Raw genomic sequence first — 12264 nt, forward strand, 5'->3', positions numbered from 1 at the left:
TTTATGTTAAAAATTATCGCAACAGAAAAAGCACCAGCAGCTGTAGGACCATATTCTCAAGGCGTAGAAGCCGGTGGATTTATTTATGTTTCAGGACAAGTACCTTTAATTCCTGGAAAAGGCGAACTCGTTAAAGGTGATATCAAATTGGCAACTAAACAATCGTTAGAGAATGCAAAAGCGATTTTAGAAGAAGCAGGCGCATCTTTAAATGATGTTGTAAAAGTGACTGTTCTTTTAAATGATATCACTCAATTTGCGGATATGAATGCTGTTTATGCAGAGTACTTTACAGATCATAAGCCTGCTAGAGCTGCTTTTGAAGTTGCAAATTTACCACTTGGTGCTGATGTTGAAATTGAAATGATTGCATATGTTGGACAAAAATAAAGAGCAGTAATTTCTCAACTCAATCAAAGTGAAGACAAGTAAAAAGAGATGTTGGAGTTCAGTGATCAAATGAACTTTAACATCTCTTATTTTTTATGCTTTTTTCCATATATTTTTTTATGTGTCTATTTTGTAGATCTCTTTTGAATCAATTGTGCTTGTCTTTTTTGTCTCAGTCGATTTAATGTTGCGATTGTACGCCATAGAACAAGGGCTAAAAAGACTTTAAGTGTCAGCATAAGCATATTTTTTAAATTGAAGAAGTCACTCTTGGGTTCTGAAAATGTTTTTGTTTCAACAGTGATCAGGTCTTCACCAAGATAAGTGTCAGCAGAGACAAGATTGACTTCGCTCACGAGTAAATCATTTAGATAGTATGATACTCGGCCCAATACTTCACCTTTTGCAACGGGTAGCGTAATTTGATCTTGAATCGTTTCCTGTCGATTGAGATCTGCAACGGATAAATTGGTCGGTAAGTTGACAGAGAGTGGGCCTTCAGTGATTAAATGTATAGAAGTGTTTCTTTTATCGTCAAGTGTTTTTATATTCACTTCTTCACCAAGTGCATAGAGCTCATAAGTTATCGTGCCGTACAAGCCATAGTCGATTAATTTTCTGGTATCAATATACATATTAGTACCCTGAGACTTTAAAATAACAGAGATAAAACTGCGACCATCTAATGTGGCTGCGCCGACAAAACAATGTAATGCTTTTGTCGTATAGCCACTTTTGATGCCAGTCATAAGTTCATAGCCCTTTGTCACGTTACTGCCTCTATAAGCTATTTTATCACTTGAGCCCGGTACGCCAGTGATGAATTTATTGGAGTGATTTAAGTAGCGTATTTCTGTTTTAACGGCATTAGCAGGAATTTCAAATCTCGGTGTCATGATGATTGCTTTAAAAGTTTCATTTTGCATTGCATATTTTGCAATCATTGCAAGGTCATAAGAGGTTGTCAAGTGATCCGGATCGGGAAGCCCATGAGGATTTTGAAAGTTTGAGTTAAGTGCCCCCATTGAAGCTGCGCGTTCATTCATGACTTTAGCAAAACTCTCAATTGTGCCAGAATGTGTTTTTGCAAGTGCTTCAGCTGCATCATTAGCACTTACCATGAGCATGGCGTGTAGGAGTTCGTTAACCGTCAATACTTCGCCGGCTTCGAGAGCAATACTACTGCCATCAACGCCTTCCATATCCTTAGTAATGGTGACCTCTTGGTTTAAATCTAAATCTTCAATAATGATAATAGCCGTCAATATTTTAGTTGTACTCGCAGGGTACATAGGGATGTTTTCATTCTTAGTGAAAAGTATTTGACCGGTATTTTGATCTATTAAAATGGCGCTTTCTGCCACAAGGTCACTTGCTGTAAGTGTATAATCGTCTTCACCTTCTGCAAAAGCAATTGTCAATTGTAGAATGAAAAGTATCAAACAAAGTAAAAGCGTTATCTTTTTTATTTTCTTGCTCAATAGGCTAGGTGTCATAAATCCTCCAAATGGTATTTTATGGTAATTTCTGAAATGATATGATATAATTGGATATGAAAAGGGGGCGATCCAATTTGAATGCGAAGAGAAAAGTATATGTTGTGGTTTTAATGCTCGTATTATTTAGGCTTTTCAATATTTATGCATCTTTACAGACCTCTATTTTATCATACAGATCAATAGAGATTCAACCTATTCAGGCAAATGAGACACCAAGTAATTTAGGCAAAGTTGTGGCAAATGTATCAGAATCATCCAAAGCTATACGATCAGATGAAATTCCAAGTGATATTCCAAGTGACTTTTCAAGTGATATTTCAAATGATATTTCAAATGACGCTTCCAATAATGCTGAAATATCGGATCATTCTAAAATGAATTCAAAGGATGATTCCAGCACTATTTTTGATCCAATTATTAAAATGGATATTACGGTTGAAAAATTTAATTTATATGGTTTAGAAGAACTCATGCATTTTAAGGGTATAGGTGAAAAAACAGCACAGGCTATTATTGATTATAGAGAATTACACGGCGAGTTCACAGACTTTAAAGCGCTCTTATCCGTCAAGGGCATTGGAGAAAAAAAGTTAGAACAACTCCTCAATGGGAGATAATGATACTTTTATGAAAATCTTTTTGATATAATACTAGAATAGAGCGTTAAAAGTCAAATGTTGAGTAATCCTCTATCTTCTGGTATCGTTTACGAGAAGTACACAAGAAAGCATGGCATAGTATGGTATAGAAGGGGACTGTGAAACAGACTTTTGGCATTCTGTTAATAGAATTAATACATGAATCAATACGCAGAAAGGAGGGCCACAATGGAAAAAATCAGATTAACTGCTTATACTGCCAGTGCAGGATGAGGCGCTAAAATTGGTCCTGAGACCTTAGCACAAGTTTTGTGCGATTTACCTAAATTTGAAGATGAGGCATTATTAGTTGGTTTTGAAACATCAGATGATGCTGCAGTCTACAAGATAAATGATGAACTGGCAATGATACAAACCTTAGACTTTTTTACGCCTATTGTGGATAATCCGTATGACTTCGGACAAATTGCCGCGGCAAATGCGCTCAGTGATGTCTATGCCATGGGAGGCAAACCTACACTTGCCATGAACATTGTTGGATTTCCAAATTGTCTGGCACCAGAAGTTCTAAAGGCAATTTTAAAAGGCGGTGCGGATAAAGTCAAAGAAGCGGGTGCGATTTTAGTAGGTGGGCATTCGATTGAAGACAATGAGCCGAAGTATGGCCTTTCTTGTACAGGTATGGTTCACCCAGAACAGATTTGGCTCAACTACGGCGCAATGCCTGGAGACGTGCTAATACTCACTAAACCACTTGGAATAGGTGTTATTTCCACTGCGCTCAAAGAGAACCTGTTAAAAGAGCAAACCGTGAAAAAGGCAATTTTTAATATGAGTGAACTCAATAAATATGCAAAAGAGGCCATTGAATCCTTTTCAGTTCATGCTTGTACTGATGTTACTGGATTTGGACTGTTGGGACATGCACTTGAGATGGCAAAGGGGAGTCATGTGAGCATAGAAATTGACACTTCATCGCTGGTGTTTATAGATGAATCTAAGGAAATGGCTGCCATGGGCATTATCCCAGCCGGTGCCTATAAGAATAAGTATTTTGTTGAGGCTGATACATGGATTGATGAGCAAGTTGATGAGGTTATTGTGGACTTGATTTGTGATCCGCAAACATCTGGGGGCTTACTATTTGCCGTTCCAGAAGATGAATTGGAGGCGGTTTTGGCTTCACTCCAAAAACAGGTTAGAACGGCTTATTGTGTCGTCGGTAAAATCCTTGAAAAAGAGACGTATTACTTGAAAGTTAAATAAATTCATTACGATATCTTTATTAATTTGATTAATATTAATATTCTTGTTAAAATAAATGAAGATACAGTAATATATTGTTACACTTATGAGATGGATGCTAAAAGGCTTAATTTATATTTGAAATAAAACGTGGTAATATGAGGCTGTTAAAATTTTAATAAAATTATGATTGGAGTGAAACTATGGCAGAGAAAATTTTGGTAGTTGATGATGAACCTATTCTGTTGAAGGGCTTGAAGTTCAGTTTAGAGCAAGAAGGCTATGAAGTAGAAACGGCGATGGACGGCAAAGAAGCGTATGATAAAATTCTTGAAAATGCATATGAGGCAGTTATATTGGATTTGATGTTACCGGGAATGGATGGTCTTGAAGTATGCAAGAAAGTAAGAGAGCAGTCCATGGTTCCAATATTGATGCTAACTGCAAAAGATGATGATTCCAGTAAGGTTTTAGGCCTTGAGTACGGTGCAGATGACTACATTACGAAACCCTTCAATATGCTTGAATTAAAAGCAAGAATAAAAGCTATTTTGAGGCGTGTTCAAGTTTCTGATCAACATATTGCCTCCAATTTAATTAATGTTGGCGATTTCAACATCAATACGCTTGGTCGAAAAGTGGCTGTTAACGGAATAAATGTCAATTTGACTGCAAAAGAATTCGATCTGCTCTTACTCTTGATGATGAATGAAGAAAAAGTGTACTCTAGGGAAGAACTTTTAGAGACAATTTGGGGATATGAGTACTTTGGTGATGTTCGAACTGTGGATGTTCATATAAGACGCTTAAGAGAAAAAATTGAGGAGAATTCTTCTCAACCAGATTATATCTTGACCAAATGGGGAGTTGGGTACTATTTTAAAAATAAGAAAAAAAGAGTTCTTTAAAAGCATTAGGTGGAAACTTGTTTCCACCTATTTAATATTGATCGCATTTATACTCTTGTTGACCACCTTTTTTATAAGAGATTATTTGATCAAGTCTAATGTTTCTGAAACTCAGATGAATCAATTGGCGCAAAGTAATATCATTTCAAGTCAAATTGCACCTTATATGAATAATATCAACAATCAATATACACGCAGTTATGTTGAAGATATCATCAAACAACACAGCTTGGATTCTGCGGCGAGAGTTTTAGTCATTGATCAAAAGATGAATGTGATTTTAGATTCTTATGATGATTTTGAAAGTCAAAACATAGACCTAGTTGAAGTAAGATACGCTTTAATGGGGACGAATTCAGCGAATATATACAAACATGAGGTGAGTTATGTGATGTATACAGCTGTGCCGATTATCTTTCAAAATGAAATTATAGGTGTTATTTTTATGTCTATAAATGCTGACTTTATCTTTGAAAATGTCCAAAGTATTTTAGACAAATTGATTATTATATTTTTAATCGCCTTATTTGTTTCTTTCTTTATAAGTGTTCTCTTTGCAGAAATTATTTCCACACCTATAGAATTCTTAACAGAATCGGTTAAGAAAATCACCCTTGGGAATTATCAGACCAAAGTAGAAGTGAAGGGCAATGATGAAATCGGTGAACTCGGAAGCGCTTTTAACTCTATGACTGCGAAGCTGTTCCAAGTGGATGACCGACGCAAAAAATTTGTGTCCAATGTATCGCATGAACTCAGAACGCCAATGACTTCCATGAAGATTCTTTCAGACACATTATTGTCACAAGAGCATTGGGATGAAGCTATCTACAGAGAATTTATGCAAGATATTAACAGTGAAATTGATCGGCTCAATAACATCATTGACAGCTTGCTTTATTTAGTGCGCATTGAAAAGGATGAAATTGAACTGGATTATAGCGTCACCTATGTGAATTATCTCATTGAAAAAGTCATAAAGACCATAAGACCCATTGCACAGAAGAAACATATAGAGACGACATTCGTATCTAATAACAAGATTCAGATTAATTTAGATCAGGAAAAGATGCAACAGTGTCTTTTAAATATCATTGGAAATGCCGTAAAGTATACTCCTGAAAACGGGATGGTCAATGTTTCTCTATTGGATCACAGGGATACAATTGCCATTTCAATTGTCGACAATGGCATTGGGATACCTGAAAAAGATATTCCCTATATATTTGATCGCTTTTATAGAGTAGATGAAGCACGTGCACGAAAGACAGGTGGCACGGGTCTAGGCCTTTCAATCGCCCAACAGATTGTCATGTTACATCAAGGTAGTATAGAAGTTACAAGTCATATGAATCAAGGGACGAATGTAACGATAATACTGCCAAAGAATTAGGAGGACTTTATGAATTTCCCAGTAAGAAGCATTATAATCCTCATTCTGATCGTAGCGAGTTTGATATTTGGGCTCAATGTCAATAGTACGTATCCGGATATAATGGATTCTAAATATATATCTCCAGATAAAGAGACAATTGCCTTTACAACAAGAATTTACTTTGTCTATGACCATGCCCTTAGAGGTGAAGACCGAAAGGTGGCCATACATGAAAACGATTTTGAAAAAGCAGTGCTCAAGGCCATTCAAGATGGCCCTAAAAATGTCAAGTATAAGAGTATTTTTGACTATGATGTTCATGTGCTCTCTGTGGATTATGCCAATAACACATGTTATTTAAATCTTTCTAACAATGTCATGCATTCAGACCTTTGGGAAAGTGATGAACTGGATCTTTATATTTGGTCCATTGTCAATAGCCTCACAGAGATTAAACGTGTTTTCAACGTCCAGTTACTCATTGATGGTGAACGCGTTGATCGAAAAGTGTTGGGTTATTCGTTCCTAAATCCCTTGCCTAAAATGGAAAGCCTAAATTATGTAAAAGAGCGTACGGCATCTGATTCTGTAATTGATTTTGTCGACTACATCAATTCATCTCGTCTGGACTTAGCTTATGACCTCTTAACAGATAATACTAAGAAAATTTATGACTACATGGATTTTACCAAATACTCTAATACATTGAATAATGAAATCAATGGTTATACCCGAGACATGTACTTTACTAAAACATATAATGACCGTTGGGTCATCTATGTAAAATTCTTAAAAAACTTGAATTCCAGTGATGTTCAAGTTCATTTTTATAAAAAGTGGACAGTTATTTTAATCGATGGAGAATACAAAATAGATCTGCTTAGAAATTAAATTTAATATAATTGTCATGAGAATTTCCACGAAAAACGTTTATAATGTACTTAAGTGGAGGTTCTTTTTTATGGTGAAAAAAGTTTTAATAACAACACTTATAGTTATAATGTTAATTTCTCAATTGTCTTTAGCGGATAATGGTGATATTCCAAAGGATCATTGGGTGAATAATCTAGTGGAAACACTAAAAAATGATGAGATATTGGATGAAAATGAAGATATCGTTCTTGGGAAAAAAATCACATATGAAACATTTGTTGCGTGGATTTTTAAAGTAGAAGAACATACTAAAATAAAGACGCAGAATAAACTGGAGTACAGTAAAAGCGATGGAGAACTTTTAACTCGAATGGATGCTGTAAGAATCAGTATCAAATATTTAGGGTATGACTGGTTGGCGCAACAACTTAAGAATTCCAACCTGATTTTTACAGATGTGACTTCCAATAAAGGTTATGTTCAGCTGGCAGCTGATTTTGGGCTGATTTCATCCGCCAATACCATCTTTAGACCCAATGATGTTTTAACTTCTGAAGAAGCTATTGCGTTTATTTATCATCTCAATAGAATTAAGAAAGCAAAGATTGATTTACTGCATTCATATTATGCAATCAGCTCCTATGGTCAGTTGGACAAAGTGAGCAGTTTAAATGCTTTAAGTTATGGTTGGAGTCGAATAGAGCTCTCTAGAGTAAACAACGAGATCATCTTTAATACCAGTGCTCAAAATGATAACGAGTACAGAGTGCCTAGCGGATATACGCAAGCGATTGCTGAGGCTGACGACAACCAAGTAGACAAATATTTGATGGTGACGGTTAAAGATGAATTGGCGTATGACAAGAATTCAAATAAGGACATTCCATTAACGGAATTGATTATAAATAATATGAATTCGAGTTCAAATGTCATTGCACTTATTACAAACAATCTTGTGAATAACAGTCAAAGAATTAATTATAAAGGCGTTTTAATAGATTTTGAAGGGTTAAAAGGGCGTGACAATGCCGTTAAGTTCAATTTATTTTTATCCAATTTAAGAGTGGCTCTGAATGATATCGATAAATCACTTATGGTTGCAGTTCAACCCGTTAGAAAAGCAGGCCTATCCTATTATGATGGCTATGACTATAGATCCATTGGGCGATTGGCAGATTATGTGATCTTAATGGCACATGATTTTTATCCTAAAAAATTGACAAGTGCTGAAATGCAATCTGGATATACGATCACACCTCTAGTTGCAATCAATGATTTATACTATGCATTAAAGGGAATCACAGATAAGGATACGGGCATAGTGGATAAAGATAAGATCATTTTACAGTTTTCTATAGATTCGGTTCAGTGGAAACTTTCTAATGGACAAATCATCAATAACATACCTTATCATCCGACTTATGATGCCATTTCTTCAAGATTAAGTACTGGCGTTGAAAGCACTTATTTGGATTCCATGAAAAGCACTTATATCATTTTTGAAGATTTGGTAGACAAGACGCGCAATATTGTCTGGTACGAAGACGAACGCAGTATTCAAGCCAAAATAGATATGATGAAGTACTTTGGGTTACACAATGTTTCAATTTGGAGATTGGGCATTATACCAGAGATTAAAGATTCTGCTAACAGTTCTCCGAAGTATTTAAATCTTTGGAACCAATTTATTTTGAATAGATGAGTATTGGACGAAGAATACGATTGTTGACGCAATCGTATTTTTTTAAAATAAAGGGAGGTTAGCTTTATGATTCAACTTCATGCACTGAAGAGTTATGAAGCTGCAAAAGAAACTTTTAGGTGCGTCGTGGGTGTTGCCAGGGAACATTATAGAATCTGTGTGCATCACTCTACTTCTTTTGAAGAAGATGTGCTGTTGACCACAGAATCGGCCTATATTTGCGATTCTGATCATCCAGAGAAACTTTTAATCTTAACCTCAGGCATGCATGGCGTTGAAGGATTTGTGGGCTCAGAAATGATTAATCGCGTCATCACAAAGCACTACAAAGAAATGAATGCTTCCAAGACAGCACTTCTTGTAATTAATTTTATCAACCCTTGGGGCATGAAGTATTTCAGAAGGGTCAATCGACACAATATAGACCTAAATCGCAATTTCATTCACGGTGCTACGCCTTACAATGCGCATTTTTATAAACTCAAATCGCTCCTTAATGCGGATTGGCAGGGAAAATTCCGGTTAATAAGCCTTATAAGATATTATTTTACTTTGTTTAAGTGTATAATGGATCATGGTGTTTTAAATACGAAACAGGCTATTTTTAGTGGTCAATATGAGTTCCCGGAACAAATCTACTTTGGTGGATTAAAGTCAACCTCAGAACATGAAAACGTGATCGATTTAATTCATCGCTTTACTGAAGATTCCGTTAAGCAAGTGATCCATTTTGATCTGCATACGGGTTACGGTCCAAGAAACGAATTATCACTTATCAATTCTTCATATGATGCATTGAATCCGTTTTTATGGAAGAGAAATTTAAAATTAGACCATGTGGAAATTAGTGATGTTCATGGTGATTTAATCGATTACCTGTACCTTATGGGCAAGCAAAATCATAGAGATTGTTTCCACACCTGCGCAGAGTTTGGGACCTTAGGACATTCTCTATATCACAAGTTCGAAAGTCTTAGAGTGACTATTTTGGAAAATGCCATTTGGCAGGGAAAGATAGAGTCACAAAAAATAAAAGAAAAGATCTTAAAAAAATTCGTCAATATCTACTGCCCAAATGAGGCATCTTGGTGGTTAAAGGCCGAATCTGATTTTGATCAGTTGATGCAAAACACGATATCATATTTTAATTTATAAAAGCGTGAATTAAAGAAAAGAAAGGGAAGGCTCATAAATGAATTTTAGAAGAGTTGAAGACTATAAACAATTATTTGAAGATCAAGAGGTTAAAGCTTTACTTAAGACTTGTATTTTCAATGCAACGGATGGCAAAGCACAAAATGTCGCACAGTCGATTTATGCAAAAACACAGGGACGTTTCTACGTATTAGGATGTGATGACACTCTGTATGGCATCATAGGTGGCTCTGTAATTGATAATGATCTCTTAATCATCAAACACATTGCAGTAAGAGCAGATCAAAGAGGCAAGGGATATGGCAAAATGATGCTTAAAGAATTGACACATTTAGGGGATTTTATGACTTTAAAAGTTGAATGTGATCATCATCTAGTCGATTTTTTTAAAGCATGTAATTTCAAATGCCATTTTGTAAAAAGCGATGATTTCACTTCAGATCAATACGAGTGCCTGCTAAAGTGTTAAAAGGAAGGATTTTTTAAGACAGCATAAGTTTCACATCGGGTAAACCACTAAAATCTTAATCGGTTTACCCGAGCGGGAGCGTTTTATTTTTTGGAACCAATGGTTAGTTTTTTCTCCTCTCCGCGAATTAATCGCATTAAATTGCTACGATGGCGGTAGATGACAAAGGCACCCAGACCCGCCGAAAAAATAATAATTTCTGTTGGAACCGAAAAAAGCATGCAAAGTACTGGCAATAAGACCGCGCTCGTGATGGAAGCCAATGACATATATCTTGTGGCAAATATGATTATAAATTGGAGCACCAATAAGATTAAAAAAATATGAGGTGTCAGTATGACTAAAACCCCAGCGGAAGTGGCGATGCCCTTGCCGCCTTTAAACTTTAGCCATAATGGGTAACAATGCCCCAACACAGCAAAAGTACCGCCTATAAGCCCCCCTGTATGCCCTAAGAGCAGGTAGCCAATCAGTGTTGGCAATAAACCCTTGAAAAAGTCTCCCACAAAGGCTAAAACGCCAACTTTTAATCCAAGTGTTCTGACGACATTTGTGGTTCCCGTATTACCACTGCCAACTTGTCTAATATCAATCTTGCTGACAAACTTGGGAATTAAATATGAAAAGGGGATACTCCCGACAAAATAACTTATAATAGCAATAATAAATTGCATGAATGGCCTCCAGAAAATATAAATTTGAATACAATCATTCTCATTTTAACATAGAACCATTTCAGTTCAAATAGGAATTTATAGTCAGAGTGTCAAAAGTTAATTTCGCATAAAATGTTTGTCTCATGCTGTATCATGCTCTTTTCGTAAAAGAAAACATGGGGCAGGTGCATTTAAGTTTTTACTTTTGATAGGCTAAGCGGTTATAAGTGCTATAATACGATTATAAGTGCTATAATAATAATGTAAGTCAAAATATATATTTTAAGCAGGGGAGGCAAATGTTTTGAGATACGAATTTGAGTTTGACTCATTTGAAGATGCAATCGTTAAAGGTTATAAGTGGATTGAAGATAAAACACCCCTTCAAATTGTTGTTTTATCACATGGTATGGCTGAAACCATAGAGCGATATGATGCTTTTGCCAATTTTTTATTAGAGAATGATGTCTTTGTTTATGGTCATTCACATAGAGGACATGGAAAGACTGCGGGTTCTCTAGAACGGCTTGGACATCTTGGTGACAATGGTTGGTTTAAAATGAAAGAAGACTTAAGGCGTGTGGTTGAAATGGCGAAAACAGAGTACTCTGATGTACCAATTATTCTATTAGGACATAGCATGGGGTCTTTTTTAGCCAGAGATTTTATATTGGATTACAGTTATCTGCTCGATGGCGTTATTCTATCAGGAACAGGGTATATGAACCACTTTAAGTTAAAGATTGCCCAGTTTTTAGCAGAACGTGAAGGCCTAAAAATTGGCACTCATCAAAAGTCCACATTTATGAATCGCATGTCTTTCGGTACATATAACAAAAAAATAAAAGATCATAAAACGGATTTCGATTGGCTTTCACGTGATGAAAAACAAGTGCAGAAGTATATTAATGATCCATATTGTGGTGAAATTCATCCTGCAAGCTTTTTTATAGAGTTTTTAAATAATATGCAAAGAATACTCTATACAGATGTTTTTAAAAATCAAAAGAACAATCTTCCAATGCTAATTTTTTCAGGTGTATGTGATCCTGTGGGTGAGTATGGCAAAGGTGTCAAAAAGACGTATGCTTATTATAAAAAAAATGGATTTTTGACCACTTTGAAATTGTATCCAGATGGACGGCATGAAATGTTGAATGAAATCAACAGAGAAGCTGTCTATAAGGACATTTTAGAGTGGTTGCAATCTCTGTAAAAGAATTCTGTAAAAAAATTTGTAAAAAAGTAATGGATTCTCTTAAAGGCATCGTGTGTCATACGATGTTAAAATGGATATGAAGTGTCAGAAGAAATCGGATATGAAAAGAGTGGTACGAGAATTCGTATCACTCTTTTTTAAAACAATAAGATTTGAGTCAAAATTTTTTCTCGG

At 35.6% G+C, this 12264-nt stretch carries 12 protein-coding genes; 10 read left to right on the forward strand and 2 right to left on the reverse strand.

The features are described 5' to 3' along the window. Positions 1-3 precede the first annotated feature (3 nt). Positions 4-390, forward strand: a complete 387-nt coding sequence (locus ISU02_RS17445) for a RidA family protein (protein ID WP_194703124.1) — start codon at positions 4-6, stop codon at positions 388-390. Between the two features lie 125 nt (positions 391-515). Here the strand turns inward: ISU02_RS17445 and ISU02_RS17450 are convergent, their stop codons facing one another. Further along, positions 516-1886, reverse strand: a complete 1371-nt coding sequence (locus ISU02_RS17450; protein WP_194703125.1) for a D-alanyl-D-alanine carboxypeptidase family protein — start codon at positions 1884-1886, stop codon at positions 516-518. A 77-nt stretch (positions 1887-1963) separates the two neighbouring features. Here ISU02_RS17450 and ISU02_RS17455 point away from each other — a divergent pair, with 77 nt between their 5' ends. From ISU02_RS17455 to ISU02_RS17490, 8 genes are all read left to right on the forward strand, one after another. Next, on the forward strand, positions 1964-2506 hold the full coding sequence (locus ISU02_RS17455) for a ComEA family DNA-binding protein (RefSeq protein WP_207736377.1): 543 nt from the start codon (positions 1964-1966) through the stop codon (positions 2504-2506). Positions 2507-2716: 210 nt separating this feature from the next. Beyond that, a complete protein-coding gene (gene selD, locus ISU02_RS17460; protein ID WP_194703126.1) occupies positions 2717-3754 on the forward strand; it encodes a selenide, water dikinase SelD in 1038 nt (345 codons plus the stop codon). A gap of 182 nt (positions 3755-3936) precedes the next feature. Then, entirely contained in the window at positions 3937-4641 is a 705-nt protein-coding gene (locus ISU02_RS17465; RefSeq protein WP_194703127.1) for a response regulator transcription factor, read from the forward strand. 85 nt (positions 4642-4726) lie between these two features. Beyond that, on the forward strand, positions 4727-6034 hold the full coding sequence (locus tag ISU02_RS17470) for a sensor histidine kinase (protein WP_194703128.1): 1308 nt from the start codon (positions 4727-4729) through the stop codon (positions 6032-6034). 9 nt (positions 6035-6043) lie between these two features. After that, positions 6044-6907: a GerMN domain-containing protein gene (locus tag ISU02_RS17475; RefSeq protein ID WP_194703129.1), complete on the forward strand. Its 864-nt coding sequence runs from the start codon at positions 6044-6046 to the stop codon at positions 6905-6907. Between the two features lie 70 nt (positions 6908-6977). Further along, positions 6978-8591 (forward strand): glycosyl hydrolase family 18 protein, encoded by a 1614-nt coding sequence (locus tag ISU02_RS17480; protein WP_194703130.1) that lies wholly within the window; start codon positions 6978-6980, stop codon positions 8589-8591. Between the two features lie 66 nt (positions 8592-8657). Further along, positions 8658-9746 (forward strand): M14 family metallopeptidase, encoded by a 1089-nt coding sequence (locus tag ISU02_RS17485; RefSeq protein ID WP_194703131.1) that lies wholly within the window; start codon positions 8658-8660, stop codon positions 9744-9746. A 37-nt stretch (positions 9747-9783) separates the two neighbouring features. Continuing rightward, on the forward strand, positions 9784-10215 hold the full coding sequence (locus ISU02_RS17490) for a GNAT family N-acetyltransferase (protein WP_194703132.1): 432 nt from the start codon (positions 9784-9786) through the stop codon (positions 10213-10215). Positions 10216-10298: 83 nt separating this feature from the next. Here ISU02_RS17490 and plsY read toward each other — a convergent pair whose 3' ends face one another. Next, positions 10299-10889: a glycerol-3-phosphate 1-O-acyltransferase PlsY gene (gene plsY / locus ISU02_RS17495; RefSeq protein WP_194703133.1), complete on the reverse strand. Its 591-nt coding sequence runs from the start codon at positions 10887-10889 to the stop codon at positions 10299-10301. 286 nt (positions 10890-11175) lie between these two features. Here plsY and ISU02_RS17500 point away from each other — a divergent pair, with 286 nt between their 5' ends. Further along, positions 11176-12087, forward strand: coding sequence for an alpha/beta fold hydrolase (locus ISU02_RS17500; protein ID WP_194703134.1), 912 nt, complete (start codon positions 11176-11178; stop codon positions 12085-12087). The last annotated feature ends 177 nt before the right edge of the window (positions 12088-12264 follow it).

Source organism: Fusibacter ferrireducens, from assembly GCF_015352425.1.
Classification (GTDB): Bacteria; Bacillota; Clostridia; order Peptostreptococcales; family Acidaminobacteraceae; genus Fusibacter_A; species Fusibacter_A ferrireducens.